We start from the raw sequence: 20,306 nt of genomic DNA, 5'->3' as shown, positions 1-20,306 counted from the left end.
GAACCCCGAGCAGATCACCCTCGGCGATGTCACCGTCAGCCGGATCAAGGAGTTCTTCGGCTCGTCGGAGATGTCTCCGGCCCAGTTCTTCCCGGACAGCCCCCACGGCTCGTGGGACGAGCACCGCGACTGGCTGGCACCCGACTTCTGGAACCCGCGTTCCTGCTTCTGCGAGGACCCGGCGGAGTCCCGCGCCACCCGGCACAAGCTGCTCGGCCGCGCCGCCGAGAACAGCGCGCTCGTCTTCCCGGCGCACTTCGGCGGCCAGGGCGCCGCCGAGGTCGCGCGCAGCGGTTCGAAGTTCGCGATCAAGGAGTGGGCGGGCTTCCCCCGCCTCTCCTGATGTCCCCCTCCGGAAAGGAAGTGTCTCCCGTGCCCCGACAAGCAGATCCGGTCGTCGAAACTCCGGCGGGCGCCGTGCGCGGCCTCGGAGACGGATGTGGCGAGCGCTAACGCGCCCTCCCCTACGCGGCGGCCCCCACCGGCGCCGGCCGTTTCGCCCCACCCGCACCGCATCCGGGCTGGTCCGGCGTCCGCGACGGTACGCGGCCCACGCCCATGGCTCCCCAGCCGGCCCGCGACTTCGGCCGGCTCGACATGGTCCCCTACTCCGGGCCGGGCTGGGTGCCCGGCGAGGAGTACCTGAGCGTCGATGTCCACACGCCGGCCGCAGACGGCGGCCGGCGTCCCGTCATGGTCTTCGTGCACGGCGGCGGGTTCGTCACCGGCTCGAACCGTGCCGCGCTCTACGACGGCAGCGCGTTCGCCCGCGACGGCGTCGTGCTCGTGACGGTGAACTACCGCCTCGGCATCCCCGGGTTCCTCGATCTGGCGGGTGCTCCGGCCAACCGCGGACTGCTGGACGTGCTCGCCGCGCTCGGCTGGGTACGCGACACCGTCGCCACGTTCGGCGGTGACCCCCGGAACGTCACGCTGTTCGGCCAGCCGCGGGCGCCACGCTCGTCGGCGCGCTGCTCGCGACACCGGAGGCAGGCGGCCTGTTCCGGCGAGCGGTCGTCCAGAGCGGCAACGGCACCGGCGCGTTCACCCCGGAACAAGCACAACGGGTCACCACCACGGCGGCCGCCGCACTCGGTGTCGAGCCGACCGCCGAGGCGTTCGCCCCGATCCCGGACGAGCGTTTCCTGACGATCCTGCCCGCACTGGCCGGCCTCGACCTCCGCACCAGCACCGCCACGGACCCGCTGGCCTGGCTCAGCCCGTTCAGCCTGGTCCTGCCGGTCCAGCCCGCCGACGCTCTCGCCGCCGGCGCGGTCTCGGCGAGCGTCAGTCTGCTGTTCGGCCTGGGCGTGCTGACGGGCGCCTTCCCGCTCCTGACGGCACGGGGACCGCTGATCGTGTTGCAGCACGTGCTCTGGTCACGGTTCAGGTCCGGCGAGCGGACCACCGCCGAGTGGCGTGCGGGAACACCGTGAGCGGGGGCCGCCGACACCCCCACGGACCCCGACCCGGCGCTGCTCCTGGCCCTGGAACCGACCGGCGTGGACACGCTGGGGGCGGAGCTGTCCGGGGGCGACTGGCTGGCGGTCGCGGAAGGCCGGGTGGTGGGCAGCGGGAAGTCGCCCGGTCAGGCACGCAGGGACGCCCGGCTCCGCGGCTGTGAATCGGTACCTGTGGTGCGCCAGAACTGGTCCGGTCTCCCGGCCGGGGCGACGACCGGCGAGGCCGGTGCCGGATGAGCCGGAGTCCCGGCACGGCAGCACCGCATACGGCTCCCGGCAGACCGGCCGGGTCCCGGCGTCCGGCAGTGCGGCGCTCGATTGTTCACACAGCCCGGCGTCACGGAGCCGACCCGCCGACGGCACCGGCCGGGACGCGTTCGTTCGGTGTCGCGGGCAGCGTGGCGTAGCGGCCCTGCCGGACGAGCACGAGGCACAGACCGGTGATCAGGACCAGGGTGATCGCGCTGGCCACGACCATGCCGGGAGTGAACGGCACCAGTAGTACGGTGCTGGCCAGTTCCGCACCGATCAGGACGAAGAGGACCACCCGAATCGTGAGCGGCGTCAGGTGGGTGCAGATCCACGCTCCCAGCGGGGCGCCGACCGCGACGACCGGAGCGGCAGCCACCCAGTAGCCGACCACCGGCCCCGTGAAGTCCCCGGTGACGAATACGTGGGTGAGGAACGCCGTGATCGACACCACGGTCATCATCACCACCGTCGTCGGGGTGGCGACTTTCTCCGATACCCGGAACAGCAGTACCAGCAGCAGGAACATCACGCAGTTCTCTCCCACGCCGACGACTCCGCTGACGATTCCGCCCGCGAACCCGGCGCACACGACCAGCAGCAATTCGCGCCCCGTCCACACGGGGATGGCGGCGTTGCGCCGGTAGCCGCGCTGCCGTAGCTGGACGACGAGTGCCACGGCGAGCGCCACCAGCAACATGGTGAACAGCGCGCGCACGGTGGGCAGCGGTACGAGTGGGGCGAGCAGGGTCACGCTCAGCATCACCCCCACCGCCCCGGCGGCCGAGCCGTAGAGCACCACACGCCGCTCCACCGGTACCCGGCACAGAAGGATGGACAGCGACGCGGCAGCCATACCGATGGACTGGATGGCGAAGGTGAAGATCCGCGCCTGGTCCGGCGGGACGGCCAGACCCTTGGTCAGGACGGGGAACGCGATCGCCCCGCCGCCCTCGCTCGTTCCGCCGCCCACCAGCGACCCGAACACCATCGTCACCGCCACCCGCCAGTCCTGGGCGAGGACATCGAAATAGCGCGCCCCCCACACCATGGCCCAGATCAGCCACACCGTTCCGGCGAGCGCGGCGTTGACCACCAGCACCCGAGGAAGCCTGGATTTTCCCGACACGGCTCTTCCCTCCGTCGCGCGGCGTCCCGGGGGACGCCCCTCTGTCGAACCAGTCGTCCGGCGGGCGGGCCGAGTTCCCCGGACACCGCGGATGCGCACGATGCGACAAGGGTGACCACCGCCCGGTCCGCGGTCGGATCGTCCGGGGAGCCGTACGGGCCGGCCGGACTTCTCCCCACGGGGCCCGGAGCAGAGCCGGCCAGTCAGCGGGCTCTGCGTGAGAAGCGGGCGCGATCGGGACCGGCCGGCTCGATGCAGCGGGACCGGACGTGCTCATAAGCCATGGAGGTCTGCACGTCGGCGACTTCACTACCGCGCAGGTCAGGCGGCCTCGCCGATGCGTCGGCAGCAGCCGGCCGACAGAGGGTCCGGGTGGGCGGTGGGAGCCGCGTTCGATGGGCAGGACATCGGTGGATGAGCCGAGGCCCGGGGCACTGAGCGGCTCAGTCGTGAAGGGTGACGTTGGGCAGGGGGTGGCCGGCGGCGTCGAACAACGTGACTCCGCACTCGCAGCGCTCGTCGGCCAGGGTCTGTGTCGCCGGCAGTTGCCAGACCTGCATCTCGGAGCAGTTCGGGCAGTCCAGGCTGATCAGGGTCTCTTCGGGTTCCGAGCCCCAGGCCCGCACCGGGATGTCCTGGTGCGTCAACCCGGTCGGCTCGCGCTCACCGGTCAGCGCGACCAGTACCTCGTAGGTGTCGTTGCCGCTGTTTGGTACCACGAGCGTGCAGCCGAGAGGGGCCAGCACACCGGACAGGTGATCGAGCTGGCGGATGGGGAAATCACCGGGGCGCAGAGTCGGGTCGGCCTCGGCCGCGCGGTAGACGACGTCGGTGTCGACGTCTGTCGGCTCCACCCCGAAGGCCCGTACCCGCGCGGCCACGAACGCCGCCAGTTCGCCCGGGACTTCCTCACCGCTCCAGTCCATGGTGAATATCACACGGTCGACTTGGACTCCCCGGGCGCGCTCGCCGGGGGTCAGGACCAGTTCTCCCAGCTCTGTCACGACGATCACGCTATCAACTGCCGGGCGCTGCCCGGTGGTGAGGACGTCCGGCCCAGCGGTGGGCGGACGTGATGCGCGCCCACCCCTGGACCCGCCCGGACCGTGCGCATGCCGCTCGGCGTCAAGCACGTCCCTGCGCGCCCGGTATCCGCGCACCGGAAAAGCTCACCCCCGGGCGCTCGGCCGGCCTCGGCTCACCGGCTCACACGGGCCTGGCGATGAGCTTGCACGCGAGGTCCTTGAGGTTCCCGTCATCGAGACAGACCCTGACGTACGCGGCGCCACCGGCCTTGTCCGCGGGAACGGTGAAGTTGTAGGACTTGATGGTGCCGCAGGCGGTCACATCGGCGGTTGCGCCACTGAGCACACCGCGGTTGCCCTGCAGGGTGTAGACATACGTCGTCCGGCAGGTCAGATCACTGTCCGCCACCGCGGACCGGTGCTTCCCGACGACTCCGACCGACCGGTTGTACCAAGTGACGGTTCCCTTGGTCCATGTGGCGCCGAACTCGATGGTGAAGGTGCTGGTCGGATAGGCGGCCGCGGTGGCATGGGCGGTCGCCGTGCCCGGGGCGAGTACAGCCCCGGCGGCCAGGGTCAGGGCGGCCAGACAGCCGGACATCGATGTGCGCATGGAGTCCCCCAGATGTCGAGACGGCAGGAGGAAGTGCATCCCGCCGCGGTACATGACGTGCGGTAAGCCCTGTCCGGCCCCGGACGGAGCGTCCCGCTGACAAAGTGTCACTGACTCGAAGCTGAGAGTCCATGCTCATTTGTGCATGATTGTGGGATATCGCTACACAAACCCCTCTCGCCCTGCCCCGTAACCTCCGCCGCTCCGCATCGTTCCGAACGGGCCGCCGGTGGCTGCCGGGCTCTGAGGGGCAACGGCGCGGGATCACGAAGTACGACTGCTGGTCGACAGCCAGGTGTCGACGGTTCTCGCCAGCTCGTCGAGTCCGGTGAAGACATGGCCGTTCATGCCGATGGCTTGCGCTGCGCGGACGTTCTCCTCGTGGTCGTCGACGAAGAAGAAGTCGGCGGGGGCGGCCCGCATGGCGACGACGCAGTGGCAGTACGCTGCCGGGTCCGGCTTCGCCGCGCTGATCTTTCCGGAGAACGCGACGTGGTCCAGGTCGCGCAGCCAGGGCTGCGCGGCGCGGAAGGCGTCCGCGTGGTCGGAGGGAAGGTTGGAGAGCAGGGCGACCTCGGCGACGTCACGCAGGGACCGCGCGTAGGCGACCATGCGGCCGTCGACGCGTGACCAGCTGTCGATGTCGGTGAGCCGCAGCTTCTCGATGATGTCGGCGTCGGCGGTGCGGGAGAGCCACCGCAGTACGGCCGTCCAGTACGCGGACGCGGACCACTGCCCGGCGTCGTAGGGCCGGCGGCAGGCCCAGTAGGCCTCGGCGAAGACGTCCGCGGGCACGTCGCACCGGGCGGCCATCTTCGCCAGAGAGCCGGGGCGTTGGTAGCGGGCGACGCGGCGAGCACCCCGGCCACCCGGTTCCCGAGGCCGGCGACCGCCACGACGACCACGACGAGGATGAGGGCACCGTTCGTACTGGTCAAGTGGGTGCGGAACGGCACGAGAATCGCGGCGACGGCTGGTGGACAGAGCAGAGCCGTGGGCCGGGGCAGTGGACACCCTGGGGCGTGGGACGGCGGATGTCCGCCCTTCCCTCGCTCTCCCGTACCGGCGGCGTCCATCCGGCCGTGGCGACCGGTCTGCATCGAGGCGGTCTGCGCCTTCCGCCACCTGGACGCGCACGCACGCCGGACGAGGGCCGCCGGTTCGCGCGGTTACGGATATGACCTGGCCGGCACCTTGGTCAGGTGGGGTGCCGGCCAGGGGCCTTGGGGGCGCGCGTCAGGGATTCCCGCTCGCGCCCTGGGTGATGCGGGCGATCGCCTCGACGGTCAGTGCGCGGTCGTGCGGTTCGGTCTCCAGCGCGCGGTGGATGGCGAGTCCCTCGATCAGCGCGTCGAGCTGCCGTGCCGTCGCCGGGTCGAAGTGCCACTCCAGCGCGCGGCGGCTCCGGCGCATCCACTCCCGGGTCAGCTCGCGGTAGGCGGGTTTCCGGGCGGCGAGCGTGTAGAGCTCGTGGGTGAGGACGAGTTCGCGCTGATTCCCGATGGACAGATGGTGGACGAGACCGGCGACCGCCTCCCGGGCCTCGTCGGGGGTGTTCGCGGCGCCGAGACGCTCCTCGAAGATGGCGACGATACTGCTGGAGAAGCGGGTGAACGCTTCCCGCAGCAGCTCGTCCATGCCGCCGAAGTGATACGTCATCGATCCGAGCGGCACCCCGGCGCGGGCGGCGACCTTGCGGTGCGACGTCCCGGCGACCCCCTCCTCCGCGATGAGGTCGAGCGCGGCGGTGATGATGCGCTCCCGCCGCTCGGGGTCGTTCCTTCCAGTCGCCACGGTGCTTCCCTTTTCTAGATCGAGCGGATCACCCGGGCCGGATTGCCCACGGCAACCACGTTGGCGGGAACGTCCTTCGTCACGACGGCTCCGGCGCCGATGACGCTGTTGTCCCCGATGGTCACCCCGGCGAGCACGATCGCTCCGCCGCCGAGCCAGACATTGTCGCCGATCGTGATCGGCTCGGCCGCCTCCAGCTTGTCCCGGCGCGGTTCCGGCTCCACCGGGTGGGTGGGGGTGAGCAACTGTACGTTCGGCCCGATCTGGCAGTCGCGCCCGATGGTGATGGGTGCCACGTCGAGCGCGGTGAGGTTGTAGTTGATGAACGTGTCCTCGCCGACCGTGATGTACGTGCCGTAGTCGACGTGGAGCGGCGGCCGGATATGGGCACCCGCGCCGACACCGCCGAGGAGTTCGGCGACGACGGGCTGCGCGGCATCGGCGTCCTCCGCGTACGCCGCAAGGTACTGGGCGGCCAGGCGCACGGCCCGCTGCTGGGCCTTGGCGATGTCCGGGTCATCGGAGATGTAGAGGTCTCCGGCGAGCATCCGCTCGTGATGGGTACGGGGGTCCCCCGCGAAGTGGTCCTTCATGCGTACGATCGTACGCTCCTGTCGCTCCCCTTCTTCGATTCGTCTGCTGAGGCCCCGCTGTCATGGATGCCGCTACGCGCCGCCGGCGTACCGCCCTGTTTCTCTTCATGCTGGCCGCCGGTACCGGCATGGCGTCCTGGGTGGCCCGCACCCCGGCGGTGCGGGACGGCCTCGATGTGTCCACCGGATCGATGGGGCTGGTGCTGTTCGGTCTCTCCATCGGTTCGATGGCCGGCGTCACGGCCTCCGGCCAGCTCGTACGCCGTTACGGCCCAGTTCTCGTATAGCTGCCGCCAAGTGGCGAGTAACACTGAGTAACTACACGGGGCTGCGGTCGCGTTGCCGAAGAGCGGCGAAGTCGTCGTGCGCCGCCTCGACGGCCTCGGGGTACGCCTGGGCCTTCTCGTGCTCGGCGATCGCCCGGTAGATGCCGGCGACGCTGGGGCTCTGCCCCTTGCGCTTGCCGGTGGGGATGATCAGATCGGGCTGGATCCGCTCGACGGACTCGCCGAGCGCCTTGCGCCGCAGCACGGTGTGCAGCATGTCGTCGGTGATGACCGGGGGCCGGCCGCCGTACTTGCCCTTGCGGGCCGCGGTGTCGAGCCCTTCCAGCGTCGACTCGCGGATGGTCTCCCGCTCCGTCTCCGCCATCGCGGCGAAGAAGCCGAACAGGAGCTTGCCCGGCCCGGTGGGGTCGTAGATGCCGGGCAGCGGTCCGGCGAGCATCTCCAGCACCAGGCCGTGCTCGGTCAGATGGTCGGCGAGGGCGGTGAGCTCTGCGCCATCGCGCCCGAGCCTCTTCATCTCGTACACCGTGAACAGGACCCGGCAGTGCGGCGCGTGCGCCTTGATCTCCCGGGCGGTCTTCAGCGCCTCCTCGAAGGCGGGGCGGACCTTGATGCGGGTGCTGATCTTCTCGCTGAAGATCTTCTCTCGCTCGATGCCGTGCTTGGCGAGCGCGTCCAGCTGCGAGTCGAGTTCCTGTCCGAGGGTCGAGCAGCGGGCGTAGCCGATGCGGATGTCCGCGCTCGGGAGGTCGGGGTCGATGGCCGCGGGCACCGGAGCCCCGGGCCGCCACGGCTGTCCCGGCCCGCGGTCGGCCGGCGTCTGCACCCGCAGCCCCTTCGCGAGCTTCGGCACCTTCGTGAAGCGCCCGGTGTGATAGGCGGAGGCGACCGCGCCGGAGCGCGAGCGGCACGGTGAGCCGGGAGCCGCCATGCACTTCGGGCACGGATGGCGTTCGACGAGATCGGCTTCCGACCCGGCGGGCGGGGAAGACTCTTGAGGGTCCGTCATGAGCCCGGATTTTCGCAGAACTCAAGTCGCAGAACTGCCCTCCTGCCGCTTTTGAGTGAGAACGGCTTCTGCGACCCGATCCGGGATTTGACGGTCTCCGGATGCCAACTTTTGATATTGCTCGGGCAAAGGAACGTTTGTGAGAGGGCGGAGTGCCGGGCCATGCGCGCGCCGTTGTCCGGCCCGCACGCCATGGCCCGGCCCATCGTCTCTTCAGTCCAGGTCGGACATGTCGAGCACGAAGCGGTAGCGGACGTCGTTTCGCCGGAGGCGGTCGAGTGCCGTGTCCACCTGTGACGACGGGAGTACTTCGATGTCGGCGGCGATGCTGTTGTCAGCGCAGAATTGGAGCATCTCGGCTGTCGCCATGCGTCCTCCGCTGCCCGCGGAGCTGAGCTTCTTGCGGCCGATGAGCAGGTCCATGGCCTCGACGGTGACGGGGCCCAGGTACCCGAGGAGGCTGAGGGTGCCGTCCATCGCCACCAGCTTCAGATACGGAGCGAGGTCGTGAGGGGCGGGGATGGTGTCGATGACGACGTCGAAGGTGTCGCGTGCCGTGGCCATCTGCTGGGTGTCGGTGGAGTCGATGAGGTCGTGAGCGCCGAGCTTGCGGGCGTCGTCGAGCTTGTCCCGGGTGCGGCTGATGACGGTCGTGGTGGCGCCGAGTGCCACGGCCATCTTGACAGCGAGGTGGCCCAGCCCGCCGAGCCCGGCCACGGCGACGCGACTGCCGGGGCCCACGCCCAGGGAGCGCAGGGGCTCCCAGACGGTGACGCCGGCGCACATCAGCGGGGCGGCTGCGGCCGGGTCGAGGCCGGAGGGGAGCGGGTAGGCGAAGGTGTCGCGCACGACGTACTCGCGGGAGTAGCCGCCCAGGGTGGTCGACCCGTCCTGCCGGTCGGTGCCGCCGTAGGTCAGAGTCGGGAAGGAATGGCAGAAATTCTCCTGTCCGGCTTCGCACATGGCGCACACGCCGCAGGAGTCGACGATGTTGCCCACCGCGACGTGGTCGCCGACCGAGAAGGTGGTCACCTCGGGGCCGGTCCCGGTCACCACGCCGGTGAATTCGTGACCGGGCACCAGGGGCGTTTTCGTGTGCTGGTCGTAGGCGTGCAGGGCGTGCAGGTCGGTGTGGCACACGCCGCAGTAGTCGACCTGCACCGCGACATCATCCGGGCGCAGGTCACGGCGCTCCAGCGACGTGCGCCGCAGCGCCGTCGGACCGGCCGCCTGCCATCCGGTGGTCGTTCGCATACGTGACTCCTTAAACAGACTGTTCTGTCTGTTGCAGCGTAAGTGTGACCGCGCCCCAAGGCAAACCAACTGTTCTGTTTGGTAAGATGCGGGCATGCCGGAACAGCCCCAGACCTCGCGAGGCGCCGCGACCTACCAGCGCATCCTGGACGCCGCCACCGAAGAGTTCGCCCAGCACGGCATCGCCGGGGCGCGCATCGAACGCATCGTGTCGGCAGCGCGCACCAACAAGGCACAGCTCTACGCCTACTTCGGCGATAAGGAACGACTCTTCGACGCGATCTTCCTCAGCTCGCTGGAGCGCATCACCAACGTCGTGCCCATCGACGCCGACGATCTCGCGGACTGGGCCGTTCGTCTCTACGACGAATACCTGCGCCGCCCCGACCTCATCCGACTGGCGACCTGGACACGACTGGAGCGCCGTCCTGACGGGCACCTCGTCGAGACCCACCAGCACTACGACGACCGCAAGTTCACGGCCATCGCCGAAGCCCAGGCCGCCGGGCGGGTCCGCGCAGGTGACCCGTTCGACATCATGGCCATGGTCATCGCCATGTCCATGGCCTGGTCACCGGTCAGCAACGTATACGCGGCCAGCAGCCAAGAACCCGATGACGTACATGACCAGCGCCGCGCCCTGCTCCGCGACTGCGTCCAGAGCGCCACCGCGGCCGGCAGAGGCGACGTATCCCCCTCATGACTGCCACCAACACCCTTGGTGACACTCACGCACGTTGCCTGGGCTCCGGCCAGGACCGGCCCAGGTCTCATGCCGGAACTGCCGCTGCCTCCACCTGCGGAGCGCGCGGGCCGGGCACCGTGGCCCCGGTGGCCGCAAGGTCCAGGTCGAGACGGCTGTTCATATCCAGTTCGAACCGGCCGTACGGGTTCACATGGGTCCAGAACAGCGGCGGCGACAGCCCCCGCCGGTCCGCCTCGGTGAGCGTGTCCGCCCACTTCGGATCCGCCAAAACCTGTTGTACCAGCAAGGTATTGACATGCACGAGACTGCTCTGCAAAAGGTGCAGGGCGAGCATGGAGACCTCCTGGCTCTCCTTGTCCGCGCCCGTCAGGTCGCCGTCCTTGCCGTAGAACAGGTCGGAGTTCGCCGAGTTCCAGTTCTCCACCACCTGCAAGCCCTCGCCGATCTCCTTGCGCATGTCGGCATCCGACAGGTAGTCGCAGATGAACGCCGTCCGCACTACGCGCCCCAGCTCCTCGATCGCCTGGTAGGTCGGGTGCTTGGGGCCGCCCTTGGTGAAGCGGCGCAGGACCTGCTCGGCCTCGGCGGTGCCGAGGCGCAGGGCGGTGGTGTACTTCACGATCCGGTCGTACTGCTGGGCTATCAGGTCCCAGGCCGGGCTCCGCTGAAGCCGGTCGCCGTCGGCCGTGAAGGCCACCGCTGAAGCCGGTGGGGCCACTTTGGCTGGCCATGGCGCCGTCCGGGATGCCGAGCGAGCAGGTTGCTCCGCCGAGCCCCGCCCTGCCCCGTCCGCCCGACGTAGGTACCGGCGCAAATGGCTTGCAGTTCTTGCGGTCAACTTACGTTTTCTGAAAGCTGTCGCGAAAGCCCCTGGTGTGAACGGGTGTGGGCTTGCGTGAGGCCGATTCGACGCCAAGTGCCGGATGTGCGATCGGTAGACGAGTCATGGGTTCTCTGCAACCCTCTGATCGATCCACGCAAAAGATCGAGTGCATCGTGCATAAACCTGCATTGTGCATAAACCTAATCCGCATCACGACATCGACTGAGCCGCGCCTCGTCGCCGTCAGGGCGCGAGGCCGAGGACGGGGTTACATGAGAGTGCGACGCTGGCGGTCGCGGGGCATGAGTACCGTGATCGTGACCAGTCTCCTGACGCTCGGATGGCCGGCGCTGACCGCATCGGCGGCCGACGGCCCGAACATCGCCGTCGGCCGGTCGGCCGCGGCGAGCAGCGCACAGAGCGCGAACGCCGCGACAGGCATCACCGACGGCAACCAGAGCACGTACTGGCAGAGTTCGGGAATCGATCTGCCCCAGTGGGTCCAGACCGACCTCGGGGCCACGACCCGGACGGACGGGGTCGTCCTGAAGCTTCCGGCCGGCTGGAAGAGCCGCCGTCAGACGCTCTCCGTGCAGGGCAGCGCCGACGGGACGAGCTTCACGACCCTGAAGAACTCCGCCACCTACACCTTCAGTCCCGGAACGGCCAATGCCGTCACGGTGAACTTCCCCGCCACCAAAGCCCGTTACGTCCGGGTCGACATCACCGCCAACACGAGTGGGCGGACCGCTCAGCTCTCCGAGCTGGAGGTGCACACCGCGGATGAGTCCTCGGTCAACCTGGCGACCGGACGCACCCTGACCGCGAGCAGTCATACCGAGGTCTACGCGGCCGGCAACGCCAACGACGGAAACCGGGCCACCTACTGGGAGAGCCGCAACAACGTCTTCCCGCAGTGGATCCAGGCCGACCTCGGCTCCGCCGTCCGGGTCGACCGGGTCGTCCTGCGGCTGCCCGGAGGATGGGGCGCGCGCAGCCAGACGCTGAAGCTCCAGGGCAGCACGAACGGCACGGACTTCACCGATCTGACCGAGCCCAAGGCGTACACCTTCGACAGCGCGGGCGGGCAGTCGGCGACGCTCACCTTCGACGCGACCACCACGCGACACGTCCGCGTCCTGGTCACCGCCAACAGCGTCCAGCCGGGCGCCCAGCTCTCGGAGCTGGAGATATACGGCCCGGAGTCGGGTGACACGCAGGCGCCCGCGGCCCCGGCGAACCTGGCCTTCACGGAGCCGGCGAGCGGTCAGGTCAAGCTGACCTGGAGCGCGTCCTCGGACGACACCGGCGTCACCGGCTACGACGTCTACGCCAACAACGAGCTCCTGACGAGCGTGGGCGGTGGCGTCACCACGTACACCGACAACCGGCCCGCCGACCAGACCGTCTCGTACTACGTGCGGGCGAAGGACGCGGCCGGAAACCAGTCGGGCGACAGCAACACCGTCACCCGGCGCGCGGACTCCGGTGACACGCAGGCGCCCACGGCCCCGGCGAACCTGGCCTTCACGGAGCCGGCGAGCGGTCAGGTCAAGCTGACCTGGAGCGCGTCCTTGGACAACACCGGCGTCACCGGCTACGACATCTACGCCAACAACACGCTCCGCGGCAGCGTCGCCGGGAACGTGACCACCTACACCGACACCCAGCCGGCCGCCACCACGGTCAGCTACGTGGTCCGGGCCAAGGACGCCGCCGGGAACCGGTCCGCCGACAGTAACTCCGTCACGCGCAACGGCTCCGGCAGCGCCGGGTCCAACCTCGCGGTCGGCAAGCCGATCAGCGCGTCCTCCGTGGTCCACACCTTCGTCGCGGCGAATGCCAACGACAACAGCGTCACCACTTACTGGGAGGGGGCCGGCGGCAGCTACCCCCACACCCTCACCGTCAAGCTGGGCGCGAACGCCGACATCAGCGGCCTCGCCCTCAAGCTCAACCCGGACAACGCGTGGTCGGCCCGCAACCAGACGATCGAGGTCCTGGGCCGGGAACAGAGCGCCACCTCCTTCACCGGGCTCGTCGCCGCCAAGAGCTACCCGTTCGACCCGGCGAGCGGGAACGGCGTCACCGTCCCCGTCAGCGCCCGGGTCGCCGACGTACAGCTGAAGTTCACCGCCAACACCGGCTCGTCGGCCGGACAGATCGCGGAGTTCCAGGTCATCGGGGTCCCCGCGCCCAACCCGGATCTTGAGGTCACCGGGCTGACGGCGTCGCCCGCCGCACCGGTCGAGTCGGACGACATCACCCTCAGGGCCACCGTGCGCAACAGCGGCCCGCTCGCGGCGCCCGCCGGAAAGGTGGACTTCCGTCTCGGCGGCACGAAGGCCGCCACCGCACCGGTCGGAGCGCTGGCCGCCGGGGCACAGACCACCGTCAGTGCCTCCATCGGGGCCCGGGACGCGGGCACCTACCCGTTGAGCGCGGTCGTCGACGAGGCGAACGAGGTCATCGAGCAGAACGAGTCCAACAACACCTTCACCAGCCCCGACCCCCTCGTGGTGAAGCCCGTCGCCAGCTCCGACCTGATCGCGGCTGCCGTGAACACCTCACCGTCCAGCCCGGCCGCGGGCGATGACGTGAGCTTCTCCATCGCGATCGGGAACCAGGGCACCGTCGCCTCCGGGCCGGGCGGCCACGGTGTGATGCTCACCCTGACCGACTCCAAGGGGGCCACCGTCAAGACACTGACGGGCGCGTTCACCGGCACCATCGAGCCCGGCGCCACCGCCGCTGCCGTACGGCTCGGGACCTGGGCCGCGGCCAACGGCTCGTACACCGTCAAGGTCGTCGTCGCCGACGATGCCAATGAGCTGCCGGTGAAGCGGCAGAACAACACCTCCACCCAGCCGCTCTTCGTCGGCCGCGGTGCCGACATGCCGTACGACATGTACGAGGCGGAGGACGGCACGGCCGGTGGCGGCGCCCGGACCGTGGGCCCCAACCGGACGGTCGGGGACATCGCGGGCGAGGCGTCCGGCCGCAGGGCCGTGAATCTGGACGCGACCGGTGAGTACGTCGAGTTCACCACCCGAGCCTCGACGAACACCCTGGTGGCCCGCTACTCCATCCCGGACGCCCCGGGCGGTGGGGGCATCGACTCCACGATCAATGTCTACGTCGACGGTGTCATGAAGAAGGCGCTCCCGCTGACGTCCAAGTACGCCTGGCTGTACGGCGCCGAGGCCGGGCCCGGCAACTCCCCGGGTTCGGGCGCACCGCGCCACATCTACGACGAGGCGCACATCATGCTCGGCGAGACGGTCCCGGCGGGCAGCAGGATCCGGCTGCAGAAGGATGCCGCGAACACCTCCACGTACGCGATCGACTTCGTCAGCCTGGAACAGACCGCGGCGGTCGCCAACCCGGATCCGGCGACGTACACCGTGCCCGCCGGTTTCACGCACCAGGATGTGCAGAACGCGCTGGACAAGGTGCGCATGGACACCACCGGAAAGCTCGTCGGTGTCTACCTGCCCGCCGGTGAGTACCGGACGTCGAGCAAGTTCCAGGTGTACGGCAAGGCGGTGAAGGTGACCGGCGCCGGGCCCTGGTACACGAAGTTCCTGGCCCCCGGCACACAGGAGAACACCGACATCGGGTTCCGGGCGGACGCCACCGCGAAGGGGTCGTCGTTCGCGAACTTCGCCTACTTCGGCAACTACACCTCGCGGATCGACGGACCGGGGAAGGTGTTCGACTTCGCCAACGTCAGCGACATCGTGATCGACAATGTCTGGAACGAGCACATGGTGTGCCTCTACTGGGGCGCCAACACCGACCGGATCACCATCAAGAACTCCCGGATCCGGAACATGTTCGCCGACGGCATCAACATGACCAACGGGTCGACGGACAACCTCGTGTCCAACAACGAGGCGCGTGCCACGGGTGACGACAGCTTCGCGCTCTTCTCCGCGATCGACGCGGGCGGGGCGGACATGAAGAACAACGTCTACGAGAACCTGACGTCGATCCTGACCTGGCGGGCCGCGGGTGTCGCCGTCTACGGGGGCTACGACAACACCTTCCGCAACATCCGCATCGCGGACACGCTCGTCTACTCCGGGATCACCATCTCCTCACTGGACTTCGGCTACCCGATGAACGGCTTCGGGACCGAACCGACGACCTTCGAGAACATCTCCATCGTCCGGGCGGGCGGCCACTTCTGGGGGGCGCAGACCTTCCCGGGCATCTGGGTGTTCTCCGCCTCCAAGATCTTCCAGGGCATCAGGGTCAACCATGTCGACATCGTCGATCCGACCTACAGCGGGGTCATGTTCCAGACGAACTACGTGGGCGGTCAGCCCCAGTTTCCGATCAAGGACACGATCTTCACCGACATCTCCATCTCGGGCGCCCGCAAGAGCGGGGACGCGTTCGACGCCAAGTCCGGGTTCGGCCTCTGGGCGAACGAACTGCCGGAATCCGGGCAGGGACCGGCGGTCGGTGAGGTGACCTTCAACGGTCTGCGGTTCACCGGCAACGCGGTCGACACCCGGAACACCACCTCCACCTTCAAGATCAATATCAACCCGTAGAAGGGACGGGGAACCCTCGCGACCGATACACGGGACTAGCGCAAGCCGTTTGCGGGGCTTGCGTTAGTCTTGCGTTCATGACGCGACGACTTGCTCAGGTAGCGAAGAAGGTGGGTGTCAGCGAGGCCACGGTCAGCCGGGTCCTCAACGGCAAGCCGGGGGTGTCCCAGGCGACCCGGCAGTCCGTGCTCACCGCGCTGGACGTGCTCGGATACGAGCGGCCGACCCAGCTGAGGGGCGAGCGGGCGCGCCTCGTGGGCCTGGTCCTGCCCGAGCTGCAGAACCCGATCTTCCCGGCCTTCGCCGAGGTGATCGGCGGTGCGCTGGCGCAGCAGGGCCTCACACCGGTCCTGTGCACCCAGACCAAGGGCGGTGTCTCCGAGGCCGACTACGTGGACCTGCTGCTCCAGCAGCAGGTCTCCGGCGTCGTCTTCGCCGGCGGTCTGTTCGCCCAGGCGGACGCCCCGCACGAGCACTACCGGCAGCTCGCCGAGCGCAAGATCCCGGTGGTCCTCATCAACGCCGCGATCGAGAGCCTGGACTTCCCCTGCATCTCCTGCGACGACGCCGTCGCCGTCGAACAGGCCTGGCGCCACCTGGTCTCGCTGGGCCACGAGAGCATCGGGCTGGTGCTGGGCCCGACCGACCACGTCCCCTCGCGGCGCAAGCTGGCGGCCGCGCAGGAGGTCGCACGCGCCAACGGTGGCGGGCTGTCCGGCGAGTGCGTCGAGCGCACGATGTTCTCCCTGGAGGGAGGTCAGGCCGCCGCCTCGCGGCTGCTCGACCGGGGTGTCACCGGCATCATCTGCGCCAGCGACCCGCTGGCCCTCGGTGCCGTCCGGGCGGCGCGCAGGCGCGGGCTCGCCGTGCCGGGCGACGTCTCCGTGGTGGGCTACGACGACTCGGCCTTCATGAACTGCACGGAGCCCCCGCTCACCACCGTGCGCCAGCCCATCGAGGCGATGGGGCGCGCGGCCGTCGACCTGCTGTGCGCCCAGATCCGGGGCGGTGAGGCCCACTCCGGTGAACTGCTCTTCGAGCCCGAACTGGTGGTGCGGGGCTCGACCGCCCAGGTGCCGAGGTAGAAGCCGGCCGCCGGCCCGCTCCCGTACGTCGCGAAGCCCCGGGGCCCTGTCCGACTCGGACGGGCGCCGGGGCATTTCTCTGTCCGTATCGCCGGGAACGTTCGACGGGTCCCGCACTCCCGGCGCGCCTCATACGGCCATCTGTCAAACAATTACGAAATCAGCGCGACATATTGCGTCCACCTGTCGGCGGTGGTTGAGTGTGCGACGCCCCACAACGCATCGGCGGTGGGGCGACTCCCACGTTCATGCCCGAAGGGGTCCACCCATGAGAAGTGCCCGGTTCCGTCGTACCCGCCGCTCCAGTGCGGTCGCCCTCGTCTCCGCGCTCACGCTGACCGCGCTCGCCGCCTGCGGCACGAGCAGCAGCAACAACGGCAGCGGTGGATCCGACGGCGGCGGGAACTCCGACCCCGCCGCCCCGCTGGACCCGAAGACCAAGGTGACACTCACGATCGACTGCATGCCCCCCGCGGCGAAGGCGGCCGAGCTCAAGGAGTGGAAGGAGGACGTCGCCGAGTTCAACAAGACGTACCCCAAGGTCACCGTCGAGGGACGCTCCACCCCCGGCCAGTGTCTGGAGCCGCCGCGCTTCACCGCGATGCTCAAGGCCAAGTCGCAACCGGACGTGTTCTACACGTACTTCACCGACCTGCCGCAGGTCCTCGACAACGACGGCGCGGCGGACATCACCGCCTACGTCAACGACAAGAGCGTGCCGCTGCTCAAGGACATCGACCCGAACGTCCTCGACTCGCTCAAGCAGGACGGCAAGCTGTACGGCCTGCCCACCAGCAACTACACGATGGGCCTGCTCGTCAACCGCAAGCTGTTCCAGCAGGCGGGCCTGGACCCCGACGCCCCGCCGCGCACCTGGGAAGAGGTCCGCACCGCGGCCAAGAAGATCGCGGGCCTGGGCAGGGGCATCGCCGGGTTCGGGGAGTACAGCGCCGGCAACACCGGCGGCTGGCACTTCACCGCGCAGATGTACAGCGTCGGCGGTGTGGTCGTCGACGCGAGCGGCAAGAAGGCCGCCTTCAGCAACGACCTCGGCAAGCAGGTCGCCGAGAACCTCCACGCCATGCGCTGGGAGGACGACAGCATGGGCAGGACCCAGCTGCTCAAGTGGGGCGATCTGCAGAAGCAGATCGCCACCGACAAACTGGGCATGTTCCTCGCCGCGCCCGACGACATCGCGTACATGGTCCAGCAACTCGGCGCGGAGTACGAGAACTTCGGCATGGGACCGATACCCGGCGCGAAGAACACCCTGGCCGGTGGCAACAACTACATGGTCAAGAAGGGGATCCCGGGCGACCGGATCAAGGCCGCTGTCGCCTGGCTGAACTTCAAGAACCTCACCGTCGGCAAGGGGCAGTTCGCCTGGGCCCGCACCAAGGCGGACAAGCTGCCCGTGGGCGTTCCCCAGCCCAACTTCTGGCTGAACGGGTCCAAGACCAAGGACGACGCCGCCCGCATCGAGCACGCCACCATGCCGGTCGCGAACTTCAAGACCTTCATGGACAACCCCGTCGCGGGCAAGGCCGAGCCGCCGAAGGCCCAGGAGGTCTACAAGGTCATCGACAACGTGATGTCGGGCATCCTCACCAACAAGGACGCCGACATCGACAAGCTGCTCGCCACCGCCGAGGCACAGGTCAACCAGGTCCTCGCCAACCAGTAGCCGGCATCGGGGGCCGGGCCGCCCGGCCCCCGCGTCTCGTCCCAGCCCGGACCGCGCTCCGGCACTTCCGCACCGAGGAGGCGACGATGTCGGCCCCCACTCTCTCCACGACGACCGCGAAGGAGCCCCGCGACACCGGGCTCCACGGGGACCGTCCCCAGCCGTCCGGCGGAGCGTTCACCAAGCACCTGCGCCGCAATCTCACGGCCCACGGCTTCCTGATCGGCGCCGTGATCTGCTTCTCCCTGTTCTCCTGGTACCCGATGGTGCGGGAGTTCGTCCTCGCCTTCCAGAAGACCGAGGACGGACGGACCACCTGGGCCGGCCTGTCCAATCTGAGCACCGTCCTCAACGACCCGGCGTTCTGGCAGGCATGGCGCAACACCCTCCTGTTCACCGCACTCGCACTGGTCCTCGGCTTCGCCGTCCCGTTCGTCGTCGCCGTGGTCCTCAACGAGTTCCGGCACGCGCAGGGGTATCTGCGGCTGCTGGTCTACCTGCCGGTCATGCTGCCCCCGGTCGCCTCCGTACTGCTCTTCAAGTACCTCTACGACCCGGGGTACGGCCTGCTCAACGAGATCCTCGGCCTCTTCGGCCTGCCCGCGCAGCAATGGCTCCAGGACCCCGACACCTCCATGCTCTCCGTCGTCGTCGCGGCGACCTGGATGAACATGGGCGGCGCCACCCTGATCTACCTCGCCGCACTCCAGGGAATCCCCGGTGAGCTGTACGAGGCCGCCGAGCTGGACGGGGCCGGTCTCCTCCGCAAGATCTGGCACGTCACCATTCCGCAGACCCGGCTCATCCTCTCGCTGCTGCTGCTCATGCAGGTCATCGCGACCATGCAGGTCTTCGTCGAACCGTTCCTGCTCACCGGCGGCGCGGGCCCCGAGGGCTCGACCACCACGGTCGTCTACCTCATCTACCAATACGCCTTCAACTTCAACAACTACGGCGCCGCGGCGGCGCTCGGTCTGGTCCTGCTCGTACTGCTGGCCGGGGTCTCGGCCGTGTACGTGAAGCTCAGCCGCGCCGAGGACGACTAGGACCGGGGGATACGACAGATGTCCACACGCACACTCATCTCGCCGGCCCAACTGGCAAGGCCCCGGGGCAGGATCGTCTACTGGGTGACGTTCGTACTCGTCGTCGGCCTGTTCACCCTGGTCTTTCTCGGACCGCTCTACTGGATGGCGTCCGGCGGACTCAAGACCACGCAGGAGGTCGTCCAGACACCCCCGACGTTCGTCCCCGAGTCGCTCAACCCCGCGAACTACTCCCGGGCCTGGGAGGTGATGGACCTCTCCCGGCTCCTCTTCAACACGCTGTACTACGCCTTCGGCGCCCTGGCCTTCCAGCTGATCTTCGATGTGGCCGCGGCCTATTCCCTCTCCAGGCTCCGGCCGGTGTTCGGCAAGGCGATCCTCGGAATGATGCTCGCCACCCTGATGATCCCGGCGACCGTGCTCGTCGTCCCGCAGTACCTCACGGTCCTGGACGTGCCGATCGTGGAGCGCAACCTCTTGAACTCGCCGTGGGTGATCTGGCTGCCGTCCGTGACGAACGCCTTCAACATCTTCCTGCTGAAGAGGTTCTTCGACTCCATCCCGAAGGAGCTGCTGGACGCCGCCTCCATGGACGGAGCCTCACCGATGCGCACGCTGTGGTCGATCGTGCTGCCCATCTCGCGGCCGATCCTCGGCGTCGTCTCCATCTTCGCCGTGGTGGGGGTCTGGAAGGACTTCCTCTGGCCGATGCTCACCCTGCCCGACCCGGCCATGCAGACACTCAACGTCGGTATCTACTCGCTCTCCACCGGGGTACCCGAGAACGTGCTGATCGCCGCGCTCACCATCGCGTCCCTGCCCACGCTGCTCATCTTCCTGATCTTCCAGCGCAACATCATGAGCGGCCTCACCGCAGGGGGAATCAAGGGCTGAGCGCCCGCGCGCATCCCCAATACCCCCGCACCCAGCACGACCACACTCCCGTATCTCCATGAAGCCTCCGCCGCCGGCCCGTTCTTCGAC

General features: G+C 68.9%; 16 protein-coding genes and 3 pseudogenes. 10 read left to right on the top strand and 9 right to left on the bottom strand.

From position 1 onward, the window contains the following. Window positions 1-160: 160 nt before the first annotated feature. The 3 genes and pseudogenes from A6A29_RS48020 to A6A29_RS15015 all read left to right on the top strand — a co-directional run. Window positions 161-343: pseudogene (locus A6A29_RS48020) on the top strand (MBL fold metallo-hydrolase); the annotation flags it as partial. Window positions 344-372: 29 nt separating this feature from the next. After that, window positions 373-1,322 (top strand): annotated as a pseudogene (locus A6A29_RS15020) (carboxylesterase family protein); the annotation flags it as partial. Window positions 1,323-1,502: 180 nt separating this feature from the next. Beyond that, window positions 1,503-1,700, top strand: coding sequence for a hypothetical protein (locus A6A29_RS15015; RefSeq protein WP_073720583.1), 198 nt, complete (start codon window positions 1,503-1,505; stop codon window positions 1,698-1,700). Between the two features lie 100 nt (window positions 1,701-1,800). On the opposite strand, the gene A6A29_RS15010 is transcribed toward A6A29_RS15015, so the two are convergent. From A6A29_RS15010 to A6A29_RS14985, 6 genes are all read right to left on the bottom strand, one after another. Then, window positions 1,801-2,841, bottom strand: coding sequence for a TSUP family transporter (locus tag A6A29_RS15010; RefSeq protein WP_198953076.1), 1,041 nt, complete (start codon window positions 2,839-2,841; stop codon window positions 1,801-1,803). 443 nt (window positions 2,842-3,284) lie between these two features. Then, window positions 3,285-3,845, bottom strand: coding sequence for a hypothetical protein (locus A6A29_RS15005; protein ID WP_241838474.1), 561 nt, complete (start codon window positions 3,843-3,845; stop codon window positions 3,285-3,287). Window positions 3,846-4,047: 202 nt separating this feature from the next. Further along, the gene (locus A6A29_RS15000; RefSeq protein ID WP_073720686.1) at window positions 4,048-4,479 is read right to left on the bottom strand and encodes a hypothetical protein; all 432 of its coding nucleotides are present in this window, start codon (window positions 4,477-4,479) and stop codon (window positions 4,048-4,050) included. A 264-nt stretch (window positions 4,480-4,743) separates the two neighbouring features. Continuing rightward, window positions 4,744-5,292: an HAD-IA family hydrolase gene (locus A6A29_RS14995; RefSeq protein WP_107468221.1), complete on the bottom strand. Its 549-nt coding sequence runs from the start codon at window positions 5,290-5,292 to the stop codon at window positions 4,744-4,746. A 423-nt stretch (window positions 5,293-5,715) separates the two neighbouring features. Continuing rightward, window positions 5,716-6,273, bottom strand: coding sequence for a TetR/AcrR family transcriptional regulator (locus A6A29_RS14990; protein WP_073720580.1), 558 nt, complete (start codon window positions 6,271-6,273; stop codon window positions 5,716-5,718). Window positions 6,274-6,287: 14 nt separating this feature from the next. Beyond that, window positions 6,288-6,866, bottom strand: coding sequence for a sugar O-acetyltransferase (locus A6A29_RS14985; protein WP_073720579.1), 579 nt, complete (start codon window positions 6,864-6,866; stop codon window positions 6,288-6,290). Between the two features lie 62 nt (window positions 6,867-6,928). Here A6A29_RS14985 and A6A29_RS14980 point away from each other — a divergent pair. Then, window positions 6,929-7,138 (top strand): annotated as a pseudogene (locus A6A29_RS14980) (MFS transporter); the annotation flags it as partial. A gap of 46 nt (window positions 7,139-7,184) precedes the next feature. Here the strand turns inward: A6A29_RS14980 and A6A29_RS14975 are convergent. Together A6A29_RS14975 and A6A29_RS14970 are read right to left on the bottom strand one after the other, a co-directional pair. Beyond that, window positions 7,185-8,162 carry a recombinase family protein gene (locus tag A6A29_RS14975; protein ID WP_073720578.1) on the bottom strand — a complete coding sequence of 326 codons (978 nt, stop codon included), beginning with the start codon at window positions 8,160-8,162 and terminating at the stop codon, window positions 7,185-7,187. Window positions 8,163-8,375: 213 nt separating this feature from the next. Continuing rightward, the gene (locus A6A29_RS14970) at window positions 8,376-9,416 is read right to left on the bottom strand and encodes an NAD(P)-dependent alcohol dehydrogenase (RefSeq protein ID WP_073720577.1); all 1,041 of its coding nucleotides are present in this window, start codon (window positions 9,414-9,416) and stop codon (window positions 8,376-8,378) included. Between the two features lie 94 nt (window positions 9,417-9,510). Between A6A29_RS14970 and A6A29_RS14965 the strand changes: the two genes are divergently transcribed. Next, window positions 9,511-10,119 (top strand): TetR/AcrR family transcriptional regulator, encoded by a 609-nt coding sequence (locus A6A29_RS14965; protein ID WP_073720576.1) that lies wholly within the window; start codon window positions 9,511-9,513, stop codon window positions 10,117-10,119. Window positions 10,120-10,186: 67 nt separating this feature from the next. Here A6A29_RS14965 and A6A29_RS14960 read toward each other — a convergent pair whose 3' ends face one another. After that, window positions 10,187-10,819 carry a Tn3 family transposase gene (locus tag A6A29_RS14960; protein WP_073720575.1) on the bottom strand — a complete coding sequence of 211 codons (633 nt, stop codon included), beginning with the start codon at window positions 10,817-10,819 and terminating at the stop codon, window positions 10,187-10,189. Window positions 10,820-11,217: 398 nt separating this feature from the next. Here A6A29_RS14960 and A6A29_RS14955 point away from each other — a divergent pair, with 398 nt between their 5' ends. The 5 genes from A6A29_RS14955 to A6A29_RS14935 all read left to right on the top strand — a co-directional run bounded on the left by A6A29_RS14955 (window position 11,218) and on the right by A6A29_RS14935 (window position 20,216). Further along, entirely contained in the window at window positions 11,218-15,507 is a 4,290-nt protein-coding gene (locus A6A29_RS14955) for a discoidin domain-containing protein (protein WP_073720574.1), read from the top strand. Window positions 15,508-15,584: 77 nt separating this feature from the next. After that, window positions 15,585-16,592, top strand: a complete 1,008-nt coding sequence (locus tag A6A29_RS14950; RefSeq protein ID WP_073720573.1) for a LacI family DNA-binding transcriptional regulator — start codon at window positions 15,585-15,587, stop codon at window positions 16,590-16,592. Between the two features lie 268 nt (window positions 16,593-16,860). Further along, window positions 16,861-18,276 carry an extracellular solute-binding protein gene (locus A6A29_RS14945; protein ID WP_073720572.1) on the top strand — a complete coding sequence of 472 codons (1,416 nt, stop codon included), beginning with the start codon at window positions 16,861-16,863 and terminating at the stop codon, window positions 18,274-18,276. 86 nt (window positions 18,277-18,362) lie between these two features. Next, window positions 18,363-19,322, top strand: coding sequence for a carbohydrate ABC transporter permease (locus A6A29_RS14940; RefSeq protein WP_073720571.1), 960 nt, complete (start codon window positions 18,363-18,365; stop codon window positions 19,320-19,322). 18 nt (window positions 19,323-19,340) lie between these two features. Beyond that, complete coding sequence (locus tag A6A29_RS14935; protein ID WP_073720570.1) at window positions 19,341-20,216, top strand: carbohydrate ABC transporter permease; 876 nt, start codon at window positions 19,341-19,343, stop codon at window positions 20,214-20,216. The last annotated feature ends 90 nt before the right edge of the window (window positions 20,217-20,306 follow it).

The organism is Streptomyces sp. TSRI0281 (assembly GCF_001905125.1).
Lineage (GTDB): Bacteria > Actinomycetota > Actinomycetes > Streptomycetales > Streptomycetaceae > Streptomyces.
Note: the sequence above shows the minus strand (reverse complement) of the source record. Positions and strands in the feature narration are given on the sequence as shown.